14 protein-coding genes are annotated in these 17,957 nt (G+C 48.5%); 6 read left to right on the top strand and 8 right to left on the bottom strand.

The features are described 5' to 3' along the window. Positions 1 to 4: 4 nt before the first annotated feature. A complete protein-coding gene (locus ACOMHB_RS10525; RefSeq protein ID WP_317145896.1) occupies positions 5 to 340 on the bottom strand; it encodes a TraR/DksA family transcriptional regulator in 336 nt (111 codons plus the stop codon). 355 nt (positions 341 to 695) lie between these two features. Here ACOMHB_RS10525 and ttcA point away from each other — a divergent pair, with 355 nt between their 5' ends. Further along, positions 696 to 1,616, top strand: coding sequence for a tRNA 2-thiocytidine(32) synthetase TtcA (gene ttcA / locus ACOMHB_RS10520; protein WP_448216578.1), 921 nt, complete (start codon positions 696 to 698; stop codon positions 1,614 to 1,616). Positions 1,617 to 1,803: 187 nt separating this feature from the next. Here ttcA and ACOMHB_RS10515 read toward each other — a convergent pair whose 3' ends face one another. Further along, on the bottom strand, positions 1,804 to 2,637 hold the full coding sequence (locus tag ACOMHB_RS10515) for a glucosaminidase domain-containing protein (protein ID WP_422409105.1): 834 nt from the start codon (positions 2,635 to 2,637) through the stop codon (positions 1,804 to 1,806). Positions 2,638 to 3,070: 433 nt separating this feature from the next. Here ACOMHB_RS10515 and ACOMHB_RS10510 point away from each other — a divergent pair, with 433 nt between their 5' ends. The 3 genes from ACOMHB_RS10510 to ACOMHB_RS10500 all read left to right on the top strand — a co-directional run bounded on the left by ACOMHB_RS10510 (position 3,071) and on the right by ACOMHB_RS10500 (position 6,342). Continuing rightward, on the top strand, positions 3,071 to 3,682 hold the full coding sequence (locus tag ACOMHB_RS10510; protein WP_448216577.1) for a Yip1 family protein: 612 nt from the start codon (positions 3,071 to 3,073) through the stop codon (positions 3,680 to 3,682). A gap of 143 nt (positions 3,683 to 3,825) precedes the next feature. Further along, complete coding sequence (locus ACOMHB_RS10505; protein ID WP_448216576.1) at positions 3,826 to 4,338, top strand: SprT family zinc-dependent metalloprotease; 513 nt, start codon at positions 3,826 to 3,828, stop codon at positions 4,336 to 4,338. A gap of 351 nt (positions 4,339 to 4,689) precedes the next feature. Beyond that, the gene (locus tag ACOMHB_RS10500) at positions 4,690 to 6,342 is read left to right on the top strand and encodes an AMP-binding protein (protein ID WP_448216575.1); all 1,653 of its coding nucleotides are present in this window, start codon (positions 4,690 to 4,692) and stop codon (positions 6,340 to 6,342) included. A 138-nt stretch (positions 6,343 to 6,480) separates the two neighbouring features. Here ACOMHB_RS10500 and ACOMHB_RS10495 read toward each other — a convergent pair whose 3' ends face one another. Together ACOMHB_RS10495 and recQ are read right to left on the bottom strand one after the other, a co-directional pair. After that, positions 6,481 to 8,220: a glycoside hydrolase family 36 protein gene (locus ACOMHB_RS10495; protein WP_448216574.1), complete on the bottom strand. Its 1,740-nt coding sequence runs from the start codon at positions 8,218 to 8,220 to the stop codon at positions 6,481 to 6,483. Between the two features lie 85 nt (positions 8,221 to 8,305). Beyond that, complete coding sequence (gene recQ, locus ACOMHB_RS10490; protein WP_448216573.1) at positions 8,306 to 10,135, bottom strand: DNA helicase RecQ; 1,830 nt, start codon at positions 10,133 to 10,135, stop codon at positions 8,306 to 8,308. A 156-nt stretch (positions 10,136 to 10,291) separates the two neighbouring features. Here recQ and ACOMHB_RS10485 point away from each other — a divergent pair, with 156 nt between their 5' ends. Continuing rightward, on the top strand, positions 10,292 to 10,897 hold the full coding sequence (locus ACOMHB_RS10485; protein ID WP_422133203.1) for a YecA/YgfB family protein: 606 nt from the start codon (positions 10,292 to 10,294) through the stop codon (positions 10,895 to 10,897). A gap of 78 nt (positions 10,898 to 10,975) precedes the next feature. Here ACOMHB_RS10485 and ACOMHB_RS10480 read toward each other — a convergent pair whose 3' ends face one another. After that, the gene (locus tag ACOMHB_RS10480; protein ID WP_448216572.1) at positions 10,976 to 12,337 is read right to left on the bottom strand and encodes a substrate-binding domain-containing protein; all 1,362 of its coding nucleotides are present in this window, start codon (positions 12,335 to 12,337) and stop codon (positions 10,976 to 10,978) included. 177 nt (positions 12,338 to 12,514) lie between these two features. On the opposite strand from ACOMHB_RS10480, the gene ACOMHB_RS10475 reads away from it, so the two are divergent. Next, positions 12,515 to 14,752 carry a tyrosine-protein phosphatase gene (locus ACOMHB_RS10475; protein WP_448216571.1) on the top strand — a complete coding sequence of 746 codons (2,238 nt, stop codon included), beginning with the start codon at positions 12,515 to 12,517 and terminating at the stop codon, positions 14,750 to 14,752. Positions 14,753 to 14,793: 41 nt separating this feature from the next. Here the strand turns inward: ACOMHB_RS10475 and ACOMHB_RS10470 are convergent, their stop codons facing one another. From ACOMHB_RS10470 to pheT, 3 genes are all read right to left on the bottom strand, one after another. Continuing rightward, a complete protein-coding gene (locus ACOMHB_RS10470; protein WP_317145885.1) occupies positions 14,794 to 15,162 on the bottom strand; it encodes a MerR family transcriptional regulator in 369 nt (122 codons plus the stop codon). Further along, the gene (gene ihfA, locus ACOMHB_RS10465; protein ID WP_317145884.1) at positions 15,134 to 15,445 is read right to left on the bottom strand and encodes an integration host factor subunit alpha; all 312 of its coding nucleotides are present in this window, start codon (positions 15,443 to 15,445) and stop codon (positions 15,134 to 15,136) included. The genes ACOMHB_RS10470 and ihfA overlap by 29 nt, the downstream gene beginning before the upstream one ends. An 89-nt stretch (positions 15,446 to 15,534) precedes the next feature. Then, positions 15,535 to 17,913 (bottom strand): phenylalanine--tRNA ligase subunit beta, encoded by a 2,379-nt coding sequence (gene pheT / locus ACOMHB_RS10460; RefSeq protein ID WP_448216570.1) that lies wholly within the window; start codon positions 17,911 to 17,913, stop codon positions 15,535 to 15,537. Positions 17,914 to 17,957 lie beyond the last annotated feature (44 nt).

The raw sequence follows: 17,957 nt of genomic DNA, 5'->3' as shown, positions 1-17,957 counted from the left end.
GCTGTCAGCTGGCGCGATCCCGCTTTTCTGCACATTTGATGCAAAGATCGGCGTAAGGCATAGCTGCCAGACGGGCTTCAACTATCTTGTCACCGCAGCCGGTACAGAAGCCGTAATCATCATGATTCATACGATCCAATGCTTTGTTTATCAGATTAAGTTCAGCCCGGGCATCATTACCCAGCTGATCAATAACCTCATCATTTTCCCTCTCCTGCGCCTGCTCCGACCAATCGGCATTGGCTCTGCGAGTCATATCTTTATTGATGTTTCCGAGCCGGATATTCAACTCGTCTCTGCGAGATAATAACCAGACTCTCAGTTTCTCGTAATCAGCCATGGAAGTCCCCTGAATAAATGTCCACGATTATTCTGTGTATAAACGACTGGAACCTGTGTCCCTGCGCATTTTGTCCATTAGATAAGCATAGCTTCACTTAACCATATTTCGACAGCTCATTCACAATAGCAGCCGTCAGCCCTGTGAGTTCGGGAGGTAACTAATTGGTTAGGTACTTTAGCTGCTGCTGTCATTATCCCTGATGCCTATCGTGAAACCTTTGATTATAATGTTGTGAATTTTCGGGATCTTGCCCGTTTCACCATTATCCAGAGCAGTAAGTCACCCGGTTTAACCGCCCCCTCTAAGGGCCTTAAATGAAGTTGGGTACTTTCAGAGACAAGACAGAACCAAAATGCAGAGCCAAACAAAAAGCGCAAAAACCCACTTCAACAAACTACAGAAACGCCTGAGACGAGAGGTAGGTCGGGCCATCGCCGAATACAACATGATTGAGGACGGCGACCGCATCATGGTCTGTCTGTCCGGGGGTAAGGACAGCTATACCCTGCTGGATATTCTGCTGAACCTGAAGACTTATGCGCCGGTCAATTTTGACCTTATTGCAGTCAACCTTGATCAGAAACAGCCTGGCTTTCCTGAACATGTACTGCCTGATTATCTGGAAACCCTGGGTATTGAGTACCGCGTTGTTGAGGAAGATACCTACTCCATCGTCAAAGAGAAGGTGCCTGAAGGCAAAACCACATGCGCACTCTGCTCTCGGCTGCGCCGAGGCATCCTCTACCGCACGGCCAGCGAACTGAAAGTCACCAAGATTGCCCTGGGCCATCATCGGGATGATATTCTGGAAACCCTGTTCCTGAACATGTTCTACGGCGGCAAGATGAAAGCCATGCCGCCCAAACTGGTCAGTGACGACGGTCAGCACACGGTGATCCGTCCTCTTGCCTTCTGTCGTGAAAAGGATATTGTCCGTTTTTCCGAGTTTAAGGCATTCCCGATTATTCCCTGCAATCTCTGCGGCTCTCAGGAAAACCTTCAGAGGCAGGCAATCAAGGCTATGTTCACCGAGTGGGACAAACGCTTCCCCGGTAGAATGGAGAGCATGTTCAGAGCTCTGAGGAACGTAGCGCCCTCCCATCTGGCAGACAGCTCACTGTTTGATTTCAACAATCTGTCGGCGGATGGTCAGCCTGTTAAAGATGGAGACACTGCGTTTGACCCGGTGGATGTACCTCTGGCCTTCAGGGATGAAAACGATGAAGAGGAAAAGCCTGAACAAGCTTCCATTGTGAATATTGTTAACCTCTGACACGCACACTCTTGGCTTTGCTTTGGCCAGGTTCTTGAATCACTCCAGGAACCTTGCTGATGCAACACGCCTTCCCTGACTCGTTACTTTTATCCAACCCCTCCGGTATTCACCGGAGGGTGCTGCCTGCTGCTGAGGCATCAGCAATATAAGTGCAATCAATGGCTACACTATTGCTCTGGGCAGACTAGTGGCCCGTTAGAGGCTTTTCCAGGTCGTACTTCAACAAATCATTACTCTCAATCATGGATACCAACTCTTCTATATAATCAATACCTCTGGAGGAATAGGCATAAAGTCCCTGTGCCAGTACCGGCCCGGTAACCGGGTGTCCCATGGATTTTCTTTTTGAACGCAGCTCCCTCAAACCCTCATAATGATGACTGGTATTGAGGTTATGCATATACGACCGTACCGATGCCTCCAATGAAGAAAACTTCCTGACTTCGTAGGTCGCACCTTCCGGACGCTCACCAGGAACAACACCACAGCCCGGAGTAAAACACCACTGGCCAAAGTAGTTGTTGGCTTCAACGGCAAACCTTGAAGTCCCCCAGGCCGACTCGTTAGCCGCCTGCACCAGAGCAAGCGATACCGGGATCTCGTCCGCCCTGTGCAGCAGGTCGTCATAAAGCGCATCACTGACTTTAAGCTCTTCATCCACTCTGAACTTTCGGGCCATATCCAACAGCCACTTTTCTTCGCTTTCATGCAGAGCCGATTTTTCCCTAAGCATCTTAACTTCCTGACGAATACCCGCCAGACGCTCATTCTCTTCATCAACCATTTGCTTCACGTGGGCAAAGAACTGACTTTTCTTCTTATTGACGTCCTCAATGGCAGCAAAGTCGGGAATATTCTTTTGAACCTTTTTTTCAACCTTGACTTCCTCCCTGGTGACCTTTTGCACCTGTTCTATTGCGGGCTCTTTAACAGGCTGAAAATCTCTGTTGTACCCGCTTCCCAGAGCAACGAGCCCTGCCAGCAGTAAAAGAAACAAACGATCAATTCTAGTCATCATGGTCTATGTCATTCTCCTGAGCCCGTCCGGCAAAAACGAAACTATTTAGACACTACTTTTTAACAAAAACGGCTTCGCCTGAAGTCATGTAATCATTCCGGAGTTCTATGATACTAACCGTTTAGTCTCACAATCCACCAAACCAGCGAACTGAACCAGACAGTCATGCCGAAGCCTTTATGAGACTGATAAACGAGGAAATAATTGCCCTATTATTCAATAAAAGAACCTGTATTGGGACGATATTACTTTACTTCGTATAAGAAATATGTAAACACTGAAGTCAAGGCTATCGAACGATCCTGTTGAACAGGAAGAGCCGATGCCTGTCACAGTGAATAATAACAACATATTAGCCGCTGTTTTGTAGCTGATAACTTAGCAAAACGTAAGGATTACCAGCTACTGGTACAGCCATAACGGAGGTTGCACCATGATATTAAGTCACTTTTGGGGGCTTCTCTTTCGTCCGAAAGAAGAGTGGACCGATATTCGGGAGCACCCTCCCGGCATTATTCGCCTTTACCTGGGTCAGGTCATATGGCTGGCTGCCCTGCCAGCGGTCTGTACTTATCTGGGGACGACTCGAACCGGCTGGACAGTCCCGGGCAGTGATCAGGTCGTCAAGTTAACGGAAACCAGTGCTGCTTTCATGGCATTTTTTGCCTGGCTGGCCATACTGGCGGGCGTTGCCGTTATGGGTGCATTCATCCAATGGATGGCAGAAACCTTTGGCAGCAAACCCAACATGACACAGAGTGTTGCATTTAGCTGTTATACCGCTTTACCACTCTTTCTGGCGGGCCTGTGCGGGCTTTATCCCTCTATCTGGCTGACTATTGTTGCTGGCACTATCGCCATGTCCTGCTCAGCCCTGATGCTGTATTCCGGTTTGCCAACCTTTATGCAGATACCTAAGGAGCAGGGGTTTGTCTATGCCAGTTCTGTGCTTTGCATCGGGCTGGTTGTTCTGGTCTCGATTATGATCACTACCGTGATCTTCTGGGGTATGGGTGTAAGCCCCGAATACATTCAAGTTTACTGAAGTTCAGCGCCAAGCCAGATGAATTAAGCTGTATCATCTGGAAGTGATGCCTTGATGAAACCTGCCTGATTATTCCAATAAACCCACTGTACAGATACAATCCCTCTGCTATCCTCCCATGAGTTTTCCAAGTCAGCCTGTTTATGTCGAATATACAATGCCCCTATTTGCCTACCGTTGAGTTACGGGTCAGTGAGCTTTACTGCCTGGCCGAGCGGCATTTTCTTAAACGATTTCCACGCCCCCGGATCAGTCTGAGTTTAAGAGGCGAAACGGCCGGACAAGCCTGGACCGAAAAAAACCTGCTTCGTCTGAACAAACAACTGCTCAAAGAAAACCAGGAACATTTTCTGAAGCATACCGTGGGTCATGAAGTCGCACACCTCATTGCCCACCAACTGTTTGGCAGAAAAATCCGCCCCCATGGCAGAGAGTGGCAATTGATTATGCAAGAGGTGTTCAGACTCCCGGCCCGGAGAACCCACAGCTACAACACCAGCAATGCCAGCAAAAGACCATTCCTATACAGTTGCAGCTGTGCAGGAAAGACCATCCCGCTCAGTTCCATTCGCCACAACAGGGCCGTAAGAGGTGCAGTCTATTTGTGCGCCCAGTGTCGAGAACCTTTGAAATTCGTTGAGAAAATCAACGTTTGATGATCAGTGCTTCAGGGGGAATTGCGGATCAATTATCGTTAAATTTTTTAAAATACAATAAGTACTCAGCCATACGGAATCGAATATTTCTGGCTTATTGGGCAGGTGCTCTGCAAGGCGCAACAACGGGAACATAGCAAGCTATGTGACCAGAGTTGCAACGCATCACGACTGCATGGATGCAGGAGCTAGAGCAACGCAGGAGCAGTTGCCGCGAGTGCCTGAACAATAAGTCAGAAAATATGATTTCGTATGGTTGAGTACTTAATTGTTGTATCTATCCATTGTACAAGTTAGAGTTCATCCGTTAGCTAATGTTAGCAACCAAAGAATGTACGAAAAAATAATAATATGAAAAATCGTAGAGCCCCCCTGGCACAAATGCAGCTAAACGTTGCAAGGCATCCCGATAAGGTCTGGCTTAATCAGCCTGACAACAGGCAATGGACTTCTTACACTTGGGGGGAAGCTGACGAGCAAGCCCGCAAGATCGCTCGAGGTCTTTTATCCAATGGAATATCAAAGGGCGATAAAGTCGCCATCATCGCCAAAAATTCAGCCGAATGGTATATTGCTGATTTAGCCATCATGATGGCAGGCCTGATCAGTGTGCCGATATACCCAACAGCTGGGGCAGACAACATAAAATATGTGCTTGAGCACAGTAATGCAAAGGCTATTTTTGTTGGCAAACTGGACAGCACTGAAGCCCTTTCAGAAGCAATGCCAGATGACTTTCTCAGCATCTCATTTCCATACCCTACACTTGATTGCAAAGAGCAGTGGCTTGACTGGTTGAATAATTATGAGCCACTAAAAACACTCCATAATCCGGATATCGACGATCTATTTTCTATTATCTATACCTCAGGCAGTACAGGCCTTGCCAAAGGCGTCATGATCAGCCAGAGAAATGTAGCTTCTTCGGCCATGGCTGGAGGTGAGAAGTTTTTAACAGGTCAAGAAAGACGGGTAATGTCATATTTACCTCTTGCCCACATTACTGAGCGATGCGTTGTTGAACTCCCATCAATTTATTACTCCGCCGAGATTTTCTTTGTTGAGTCCTTAGATACTTTTGTCGATGATGTTCGTTATGCTCGTCCCACTGCTTTTTTATCAGTGCCCAGATTATGGACTAAGTTTCAGTCACAAATTCTGGCCAAAATGCCCAACAAAAAGCTACAAACTCTTTTGAAAATCCCCATTATCGGTAAATTAGTAGCAAAGAAAATTCGCACTGCTCTTGGCCTGCAGGAAGCTAAAATTTTCGGCTCTGGTAGCGCACCTATCTCTCCAGAGGTTTTGAAGTGGTTCCAAAAGTTGGGTATTCGTATTAGCGAAGGCTGGGGTATGACCGAAACCTCAGGCTTATCGTGCTGCAACATCCCCTTCAAACCCACTGATATTGGCACCATAGGCAGCCCTCAGTCTTGTGTCGAAATGTCACTTTCCGAGCAAGGAGAAGTGTTGATTCGAGGAGAAGCGGTATTTAAGTCTTACTACAACAATCCTGAAGCAACAGACGCTGCCTTTGAGAACGGCTGGTTTAAAACAGGTGATAAAGCTGAAATAACCTCTGAGGGTTCATGGAAAATCATTGGTCGGGTTAAAGAACAATTTAAAACCAGCAAAGGCAAATATGTTTCTCCGGTACCTATCGAGTCGAGCCTCGGTCGTAACCCGGATATCGAGCAGGTCTGTGTTATGGGGATTGGGCGCAAACAACCTATAGCAATGATTGTGCTGGGAGAAGGCGCTTCAAAAGATCGTGACCAGCAAAAAGAACAATTGGTCAGCACGATGACATCGGTTAATAATGAGTTGGAGGCTCATGAAAAGCTGGATCATATCATAGTCGCCAAAACGACCTGGAGTATTGAGAATGAAATGCTCACTCCAACACTGAAGCTAAAGCGGGATCAGCTTGAAAAGGAATATGGTCATTTTTTAACTCTGAAACATGACTCAGAAGTTATTTTTGAAGAGGAAATAGGCAGTTAAAAAGTGAAAGGTACAGTCTATTTATGTACCCAGTTTCGACAGCCTTTAAAGTTCGTTGAGATAATCTGCGTTTGAAGACCATTGCTTCCAGGGCAATTAAAGAGAGGTAAACCTCTGTTTTTTGGGAGTGAGCCTCTCTTACATCGAAGCAATGATCGCGCGGCCCGTTAGCCCTGCTGCCAATAAAACCCTGACCTTTTGAACAGGCCCCTCAGTGAGCTTCTCGCCGCTCCAGTAATCGTACCAATAAAGAGGGTGATCGGAGGTCAATGTCACCTCCCTGGCATTCTCGTTGTAGTTAAATAAACAGTGGAGTTTTTTACCCTCTGTTAATGCCAGAGAAGCGTGATGTAAAGACAGTGAAGTAAATTGAGCGGCGTCTTGACTATAACGATGGCGCAGTATCAATTTGCTTAACGTCGTTTTAGCAAACGGAGTAAGATCAGGCAGCGGATCGCCCGAAAGCAGAAGCCCGCCACTGGCGAGTAATACATTGCGATGAAAGTCATAATTACAGGGATCCGTTGATTGATTAGCAAGCGAAACAAAGGTGCCGCAATCAGGATCAATCTGCCACAATTTACGATGCTGCCAACTACGATGGAAGGTTTCTTTCGCAATTTGCTCAAACCGCTGAGCGCTCCGCTCCACATCGTCCGAGACTCTCATGGCATCAACAAGTCCTAACGACGGCCACATGGGTGCGTTACACCCAAGTAAAAGAGCATCCTGAGCGCCTTTCGCTATTGCCTCCATACCCATTCGGTACGCCTGCACTCCGGTGACGCCTTTCTGATAACGTTTTCCTTTGAGCGTTCCCCAGTAATTGGCATCAAATTTAAACAGCTCAACACCCCACTCTTCTCGCATGGTTTTGACTATGTGAGTTAGATGAGCCTGTACCTCGGGGTTGGATGTATCCAATACGTACCAGGGGGTACAACGCCAACCTCCGTAGGTCACATCTTCGGCCTTGAGGAGATCACCGCTATGATGGCGAACAAACCACGATGAATTCTGTTTAAACACTTCTGACTCAGGCTGAGCAATAAAAGGAGCAAGCCAAATCGCCGACTTTTTTCCTTTGCGCTTGATCTCCGCTATTAATTCTTTCACTCCTCCAGAAAATTTATCCGACGGAGTCAACCAGTCGCCCATAAATGCCTGATAACCATCATCCAACAGTACCCACTCCAGATCGCTGAGATCTCCCGTCATTACATTCAGATTCTGGCGGATATTGTCTTCGGTGACATCAGCATAATAGGCATACCAGGAACACCAGCCGATGGGGGCTGGTTGCACGACGCCTGCCCTTGGGGGGTGATGCTGAGCAATCAACCCCGCGTATTGTTGATAAAGTTGAGGTAAAGAGCCTCCAGTTAGCACGACGACAGATTCCAACTCTCTGCTGTCCCAGTCCTGAGGAGAAGTTCCTTCCCCATCGATAGAGGCTGAGACCAAAACACCTCTCTCACCACTGACTATTTCGAAGTAGCCCGCATAGCGATGACAACAGGTAAAACCAAACAGGGTGTACTCCGCTGAATCGTCTACAACCAGGTAGTTGTAGTAACGCTTTCCCTGCTGCTCTCCATAAATCCGGTAACTACTGCTGCTATCCGGACATCGACCAATATCAACCGGTTTGTCGTACGTCCCGGTGGTTTGCGCCAACATCTGAAATCCATCACCCAGCAAAGTCGCACTATGACCAAAATCAAACTCACTGGTGAATAGCTGATAGTTGTCCGGTATTGGATCGTTATGTAAACCGATATAGTGAAAGGTCACCTGGTTTTCACGAGCTTCATCCAGTAGGTCTGGATTTGCCAATGTGATTTCTCTGTGACACGGTAGATGAATGGTATGAGACATAAGAACCTGCTAAAGCCGATAAAAAGAAAACCGATAGCGTGATTCGAAAAGCACCCATACTCCAGCATAGAAAAAAATACCCGGATCAAACAGTCGAAACAACAAACCCGGATATTAACTCTACAAAGGTCTGCCCATATTTTTCCAGCTTATACTCACCCACCCCTGAAATATGAGACAGAGCTTCCAAACTGGCGGGTTTAACCGCTAACATTTCATAGAGTGTTTTGTCATTAAAAATGACATAAGCAGGAACACCCTGCTCTTCCGCCAGCTCTTTACGACGCGCTCTCATGGCTTCCCATAATGGACGATCATGGTCGTCAATAATAACTCTGCCCTGATCCACTCTCCGGGTTTTGCGTGCTGCACTCTCAGAGGCGTATTCAAAGCGATCCTGACGGAGCAATAATCGCTCACTGCCTTTGAGCAGAGGACGGCATTTTTCATTCAATTTGAGAGCCCCATGCCCTTCTACATCAACATTTATATACCCTCTGGACACCAACTGCCGGAAAATTGAGCGCCACTCACTCTGTTTGAATTCACTACCTATACCAAAAGTGCTTATCCGTCGGTGACCAAATTGACTGACTTTGGCCGTTTCTTTGCCAAGCAGAACGTCGACCAGATGAGAGACTCCAAACATTTGCCCGGTCCGGTAAACACAGGAAAGGGCTTTTCTGGCGGCTTCCGTACCATCCCAGGTCGTCACCGGCTCCAGACAAAGGTCACAGTTGCCACACTTATCTTTCAAGGGTTCATCAAAATACTCCAGCAACACCTGACGGCGACAACCCGTTACTTCACAGAGAAACAACATGGCCTCCAGCTTTTGCTGCTCAATTCGCTGAATTTCAGGCGCTGCGGTAGAATTCGACTGAATCTGTCTCAGCAACATGACGTCCTGAAGACCATAAACCATCCAGGCAGTAGCCGGGAGTCCATCACGACCGGCCCGACCGGTTTCCTGATAATAAGCTTCGATACTTCTTGGCAGGTCCAGGTGAGCAACAAAACGAACGTCAGGCTTATCAATCCCCATTCCGAATGCCAGGGTAGCAACAATAATCATGCCGTCTTCGTTGAGAAAACGATGCTGATTATTCTTGCGATCGTGAGCTGTCATACCGCCATGATAAGGCAGTGCTTTTCGGCCCTGGGCATTCAGCCAGGCAGCAGTATCCTCCACCCGTTTTCTGGAAAGACAGTAGACTATGCCCGAATCATCAGGGTGCTCTTTTTCCAGAAATCTCAACAATTGCTGCTTACCCTGCTTCTTCTGACTGATGCGGTAAAAAATATTGGCCCGGTTAAAGCTGTCAACAAACACCCTGGCCTGCGCCAGACCCAGACGTTCGATAATTTCCTGTCGGGTTCGTTTGTCTGCTGTGGCGGTCAGGGCAATTCTGGGAACCGTTGGAAAACGTGTTTTCAGTACCGAGAGCTGCAGATATTCAGGCCTGAAATCGTGCCCCCATTGCGACACACAGTGAGCCTCGTCAATAGCAAACAGAGAAATCTGTATCCGATCCAGCTTCCTTAGCATCATTTCAGTCATCAGACGTTCGGGAGCAACATAGAGCAGGTCAATATGCCCGGTGAACAGCTCCTGCTCTATTCGGTACTGCTCTTCCATGGAAATGCCCGAATTCAGGCTTTCGGCCCGAATACCTATCTGCTTGAGATTACGGATCTGATCTTCCATCAGGGCAATCAGAGGGGACACAACAATAGCTGTACCCGCCATAACCAGAGCCGGTACCTGGTAGCAAAGTGACTTACCACCGCCAGTAGGCATAAGGACCAACGTGTCACGCCCTTCTGTGACCTCTCTGATGACCTCTCCCTGGAAGCCACGGAAAGATTCGAACCCGAAAGTATTTTGCAGAACATTCAGAGCAGGATCAGTCATTACAGTCCAATGCACATTTAAACGACGGTGATTAATTAGATAAGAAAAGACAAACCAGTATACCATCAAACTGAGGACCTGACCGAGAATAGACAGGAATCTTTCAGAAAACTACTGTAGACTCCCCGGTTTTCATTCATACCGGATTCTCTTTAAATGCAGGACATCTGTTCTACTCTGGAGCCGCTGCTGAACAGGTATGCGGATGAGGAAGGTTTTACTTTCCACGCCATCCATGGTTTCTATAGCGCCATGGCTATCGTCCCGTTCGAATTGAAGACCGATGTGCGTAATGAGATTCTGTTTGGCACTCGGGTAACACTCTCCGGGGAAGATTCAGCCCTTCTGGAACAGGCTCTTGATCAGTTGTCACGAGCGATAGATCGACAGTTCAATGAAGAAGAAGGCTTTGAGCTTTCCTGTGAAGAATTTGCCGACCCGAATGATGAAGACCTGCTGGACTGGTGCTGCGGTTTTCTTCAGGCTCATATGATGACGGAAGAAGAGTGGTTCCGAGAGAATGAACAGGAAGTCAGTGAACTGTTGCTCCCGGTCATGCTCGGCTCTGGTCTGTTTGACGACGAGCCTGAGTTCGAAGCTATTCTGGAAGACGAAAAGCTGACTGAAGATATGTGCAGCCAGATACCTGAGGTGTTGATGGAGCTTTATCTGATGTTTAACTCTCCAGAGGAGGCCAGCGGCAAGCCGCCAGCCAATAAGTTAAAATCAGCCCGCAAGGCCCCACCGCGCAGGCACCGGTAACATAGTCTGCACTGCTCAAGAAGGAAGTGAACAGTGCTTCATGCTATTGTACCGCCTTTATGAAATTTATCGGTGAATTCAAAAGGAGGCCGCCACTTGATTGGATTCACTGTCTGCTTTGACCCAGACTTCCACCCGGCGGTTTCTTATTTTACTGGCCAGACTCTCTGCTGAAGACAATGCCATATACTGACCGTAACCCCGGTACTGGATTTTCTTCCGTGGAACTCCAGCCTTGACCAGAGCTCTTCTGACCACATCAGCCCTGAGCTTAGCCAAAAGATCTGAATTTCTCGATTGCGCCCTCTGATCTGCGAAACCAATTAACAGAACCTCGCCTGGCTGTCGATCAATGAAACGCGCCAGCCTTTCAATATCATTGATAGCCTTGTTATCAAGCTGGGCACGCCCCTGAGCAAAGCGGAAATTAACAGACGCACGGTCAAACTGGTCAACAATCCGCTGATAATCCTCTGGTGCAGACTGCACATCAGGGCTCATCAGCTCAACCGCCTGATGAACATAACCAACAGAAGCTACGACAGGTTGTGCCTGATCGCTGGTTGCAAAACGGAGAAAGTCGAGAGCATCAGGATCAGCGTCCTTTTCTGGCAGATACATATAAAGACGGCGACTCAGAACATAATCTTCCGTCGAAACATGCAGCAGCTCAGGCTTCAATGCTCTGTCAGTGCCTTCAGAAACCATCAATGGTCTGGCTCGACCAATGGTATTCAGGCTGACAAAACCAATGCCCCCCGGGGTCGATGCCACCTTGTCAGAGACATCGGCATTGGACTCAAAACGCATGGCAGTTGGGTCGAGCTGGTATTTTTTGGCCAACACGAGGTTTTTGAAAGTATCCCAGGTTCCCGAACGATCATCGCGGGCAAACAGCGAAACCGGCAGATCGGCCCCTCCCAATACTTTCCAGTTCTTCACTTCACCAGAAAAAAGACGGGCAATATCTTTGATATCCAGCTTGTTAATACTGTTACCCGGATTCACAATAATCGCCAGACCGTCAATGCCAACAACATACTCTGCTTCCAGACCGCTGAAATCGCCCATGCCAGACAACATGGCCTGCTCTTTAGTCTTTATCGGTCGTGAAGCGGCGGCAATCTGTCCTTTCCCGCTGGCCAGTGCTTTAAAACCACTGGATGAACCATGTGCAGCAATAAAGATGCTGACCAATTGACCCTTAGCGGGTAAAAAGCCAGTCACTTTGACCTCATTATCCAGACCGGTCGGGAAAACACCTACGCCTTCTGCCCCCAGATACTTCAGATAGGACTCAGCTAATGATGGCCCTAATCTGGCACCCACAGTATTTGAGCCATGAATCGAGAACAATAATTCTTCTTGAGCCTGAGCGCCAAAAGAAACAAGAGATAAGAATGAATAAAACAGCAGAGATCGGAATGTTGTTATTGTCATGAGTAAATTTCAGAGCACACTTCTAATTTTTCGGTGAGTCTATCGGCGAATTATGACAGAAATATGACACCCATTAACGATAAACGCCTGTCAGCGCCGCTTGACCCTGACTCTGTGGAAAATGTTACATAGCCTTTTATACTGCAAGAATCAGGGAAAATTCTCAGGAGAGAGGTTGTGGGCAATACAATTAATAACGGCGGGACTTCTTCAATAGGCCATTCTCAAACAGCGGGCGCTGATCCACAGAATTCAATAACCAAGACAGTCAAGGTCAACGGTAAGCTCTACAATTGCAGTGCTTCGAAAGTCTGGGGTTTGAGAGTTGCACGGGAAGTTCTCGGTGTTCACGGCCTGGTTAAACCCGTCTATGACCACTTCCACGGCAAGTTGCAAGAACATCGCGCTGATAATACACCGAACCCACCAAAAGCGCCTTCAACACCGCTTTCAGAAAGAAGTACCCGCCCACTGCCCAAGCTTCCCAACCAGATGAATGAGCAACCCAAGACCCATTCTAAACCTGCTAATATACCGCTTGCAGTCAGAAACAGCAGTCCTGAAACCCAACCGGCTAAAGCCCTGACAGCTCCGGAAATCATTAAAAACTTAGAGCATGGCAAATTTGAGGATAAATCCGGCTTCTCACTCAACAAGTTCTCGGAAGCCGTCCAACAGCTCTCTACTGCGGATATCAAGGAATTGTTGTTTCAACTTAGCCAAAAGGAAGACCCTGGTTATGATACGATCATGCAAGAAGTACGAGAAATTTATGCTGAAAGAAAAGTCACCGAGGGGCTGAAAAAATTTGGTGAGAATGTGCAGGGACTCAAAAACGAATTTGCCGGACGCTATGCCGATTCCCCCAAACTTGCAGCTGCGATGCTTGCAGAGATAGATCGTCAAGTTGGTCTTCAGGAAGCTCCCGACTCCCGATCCCTTGAACTTAAGGAACTGACTCCATCCTTGCAGGGTATCTATGGGTCAAACCATGGATCCCAACTTGAATTTGGCACTCACCAGGGAGCCTCGCTTAACTTGGGTCAGGAGTTCCCCTTTAGGCCTGACGACGCTGAAATTAATAGGCAATACAAAAATATCAAAAGCCCACAGATACAAGGAAGGATCGATAACCAACATTTCTTCATTAATGAGGCACATCCAAAATTTTCTGACATCCATCTTGGTAATAATAGAAGCAAAGGATTTGCACCAGGAGCTCCCTATCATGCTGCAAAAGTCGACCTGCCTGGTGGTAGTTTTATCGCCAGTCAGGGGCCACTTGAAAACACAGAAAACAACTTCATAAAAATGCTTGCTCATCATCGTCCTGCCGTTTCAGTTTCTCTTGTTAACTCCAAAGAACTCGAAGATCCGAAAACTTCCCATAAACCAGATAAGAAACGTTCTATTGAAGTTGGCCCTAAGGAAGTCGGCGAAGAAAAAAACTGTGGCGGCGTTAAGGTTAGACTGGATGGACAGTACTCTTTTGATGAGGGTAGAGTTACCGTCAAACAACTCTCCATTAATGGCGAAACACAATTCAGGGTTTATGATAAAGGCTGGGCAGACCATAGCGCCGGCACCCCGGAAAGACTGGCAAAACTGTCGGTACTGGTTGAAAAGTTACGTCAGCACCCCTCTGTTGCAGCCAGGTCAAACAACCCCACCGTCGTCAACTGCAATGCGGGAGTCGGCAGAACCGGAACCTTCATCACGATTGATAACAGCCTGCGGCAGTACCAAAAAACGGGTGAGGCTCCCCGGGATTTCACTCAAACCATTACTACCGCCCGCCAGGTCAGGAACAAATTCGTGCAAACAGCAGGACAATTCAATACCCTCACAGCAGTTCACGGACGGTTCACACCCTTGTTTAATCCCTTATTGAAAGAAGCGGGTCTGACCGTTGCGACACCTGCTACCCCTCAAAAAGCCCCGGAGCCCAAAGATAACGGACTGGGGTACGGCTCAGAAGATTATGCCGTCGTCAATAAGCAAGCGCGAGATGCTGACAGACTCAGAAGAGCCAATAGGGATGACACTTACGTCAATGTCAACTTTGCAGATAAAACAAAAACTTCTGTTGAAAAGGCTCCAGACTTACCGCCGGTAGCAGCGAAGAGAACAAGAAACAATGGCCCTAAAGATGCCGATGAATTGCTGGATAAAATTACTGGCGGCGGGTATGGAATGACAATACAAACATTCGATAGACAGACGCTGACCACTGAACTTACCCGTGTCTTGCGTCAGGCAAATAAGATTCAGGATCAGGAACAGTTCGTTGAGATTTCTAAATACACCAAGACCTTGAAAGCAGATAAAAACTGGAGTGAGATAGGTCAGCTTATTGATAAAATCGTCAATAACCACACGCAAAACGGCCCCCCGCCCACTCCTTCCCGAAGGTAAATCATACCGGCATCCGCCGGTATTTTTTTATCTGCATATTCTTACTTGGAAGGAATCCCATCCAGCGCATCGACAACATCTTCCAGTTCAGCAATAGTTTGCCGGATCAGTTGTTTGTACTGGGAAGCGTCCAGCTTCTGCACTTCGCCTTTGAGATGATTACGGGCGCCGTCAATGGTAAAACGCTTGTCGTAGAGCAAACTGCGAATTTGCCGGATAAGCAGCACATCCTGTCGCCGGTAATAACGACGGTTCCCGCGCCTGACCGGTTTTAACTGCGAAAACTCCTGTTCCCAGTATCGCAGGACATGGGATTTGACCTGACACAAGTCGCTGACCTCACCGATGGTGAAGTAACGCTTGCCGGGAATAACAGGGAGATCACTCTTCCTGAGCTCTGTTTCCTGCATAAGCCTCGACTCGTGACCTGAGTTTCTGACCAGGCTTGAAAGTCACCACCCTGCGAGGAGAGATAGGAACCTCTTCGCCGGTTTTGGGGTTTCGGCCGGGCCGCTGACTTTTGTCTCGCAGTTCAAAATTACCGAAGCCGGATAACTTGACCTGTTCATTATTCTCTAATGCCTGACGGATCTGTTCGAAAAACTGCTCGACCATATCCTTGGCTTCGCGCTTGTTCAAACCGAGTTCTTCGTGCAGACGCTCGGCTATATCAGCTTTCGTCAGAGCTCCCATGGATAACTTCCGCTCTCTTATAACCAGGGCAGCGAACTGTCGAGCCTGCTCAGAAAACAGGCTCAATACAGAGCGCTCGCATTGGCTGATTAGCTTCGGAGACTGGCACCAAATTCCGATCCCAGCCGACTTACGATGCTGTCAATCACTTGATTAACTTCTTCGTCTTTTAGAGTGCGGGAAGCGTGCTGCAAGGTCAAGCCCAAAGCAAGACTCTTATGACCTTCCGCAATGCCTTTTCCGGCATAAACGTCGAAAATACGAACATCTTTCAACAGCTCAGAGGCTTCTTCCCGAATGACCTGGTTCAGACTGTCAGCCGCCACTTCCTGCTTGACAAGCAAGGCCAGGTCACGACGAACTTCAGGGAATTTTGACAGCGGTGTGAACTCTGTTACTTTGCCCAAGCTCATCGCTTCCAGACTTGCCTCAAACACGATCACCGCATCGTTCACCCCCAACTTTTTCGCCAGGCTTGGATGCAGGGCGCCTATGTGACCAATCACCTTGTCATCACGGATCAGTGCTGCACACTGACCTGGGTGCATGGCATCGTGGCTGCTGTTTTCAAAACGGAACTCCCCTGCAGCACCACCCAGTTCCAGCAGAGCGTCCACATCCCCTTTCAGGTCGTAGAAGTCTGCGGGCTCCGCTTTAATCGCCCAGTTTTCAGGGTAGCGACTGCCTGTAATCACGACAGCAATCTGGTTTTCCTGCCTCAGTGTGTCGCCTTCACGAACAAACGTCTGACCGGTTTCGAACAGACGAACACGGCTCTGCTGACGATTCAGGTTGTAGCTGACTGTTTTAACCAGGCCCGGCAGCAGGGATGTTCGCATGACGGAAAGATCGCTGGCGATGGGGTTCGCCAGAACTACAGGCTCACGACCGGGATCAAACAGCTGATGCAACTGCGGGTCAATAAAGCTGAAGGAGACCGCTTCCTGATAACCACGAGCGACCAGAATACGGCGAATATCCGCTTCTTTAACTCTGTTTTCATTCACTTGCTTAAGCTTCAACAGAGCCGTTGGAATGGTTTCTGGCAGACGCTCATAACCGTAGATACGACCCAGTTCTTCCACCAGGTCTTCTTCTATAGAGATATCAAAGCGCCAGCTTGGAACTGAAACGGACCACTCACCTTCGGCAATAGAACTCATCTCCAGACCCAGTCGTGTCAGCAGAGCTTCGATCAGGTCATTCTCGATGGTAATGCCCAGCAGAGAAGCCACTTTTTCAGCTCTCAGCTTGACTGTGCTCAGTTCAGGCAGGTTGTCTTCGCTCACTGCCTCGGCAACAGGACCTGGCTGACCACCGCAGATTTCCAGAATCAGGGCGGTTGCTCTCTCAATGGCCTTACGCTGCAGCTGGAAGTCCACACCACGCTCAAAGCGATGAGAAGCATCGGTGTGCAGTCCGAAGGAACGGGCTTTACCGGCAATGGTAATGGGATCAAAGAAAGCCGCTTCCAGCAGCACGTTACGGGTGGTTTGTGAGACACCAGAGCCTTCTCCGCCCATCACACCGGCAACACCCAGAGCCTGCTGCTCATCGGCAATGACCAGAGTCCCGGTATTCATAATCACTTCCTGCCCGTCCAGCAGAACCAGCTTCTCCTGCTCGTGGGCCATGCGAACAACCAGGGAACCCTTCAGGGTATCCAGATCATAACCGTGCATAGGCTGACCCAGCTCCAGCATGACATAAGCGGTCACATCGACAACGGGATCAATGGAGCGAATACCGGAACGACGCAGGCGCTCAACCATCCACAAAGGGGTAGGTTGAGTAACATCAACATCTTTCAGGATACGGGTCAGAAATCGTGGCGCCCCTTCCCTGGATTCAACAACCACCTTAAAAGTATCATCAATGGTCGGAGCTACCGGCTCAACCTGAACCTCGCTGACGTCAGCCAGGAAGTTCGCACTGACTTCCCGGGCCAGACCCGCAATGCTCAAACAGTCACCCCGGTTTGGCGTCAGGTCAACATCAATAATCCTGTCATCAAGGTTCAGGTACTCTCGGATATCCTGACCCACAGTAGCATCCGCTGGCAGCTCCATCAGGCCGTCTGAAGATTCAGCCATACCCAACTCTTCTTCCGCACAAAGCATGCCAAAAGATTCAACACCACGCAGTTTGGCTTTCTTGATTTTGAAATTGCCCGGCAGAACGGAACCGACTGTTGCAAAAGGTACACGAATACCCACACGGGCATTAGGCGCACCACAAACCACCTGGAACTCTTCTGAACCAGTACTGACACGGGTGACACGCAATTTGTCAGCATCCGGGTGTTGTTCACAGGCAACAATTTCACCCACAACCACACCGGAAAACTCGCCTGCTACCGGGTCAACGTCGTCCACTTCCAGGCCAGCCATGGTGATCTTATCTACCAGCTCCTGAGTGTCCGCTTCCAGGGCAACCCACTGACGTAACCATTGTTCACTGAATTTCATAGACTTTTCTCAACTCCGTTATTCGATCTGATCGCCGCAAACCG

It is taken from the genome of Endozoicomonas sp. 2B-B (assembly GCF_053470045.1).
Note: the sequence above shows the minus strand (reverse complement) of the source record. Positions and strands in the feature narration are given on the sequence as shown.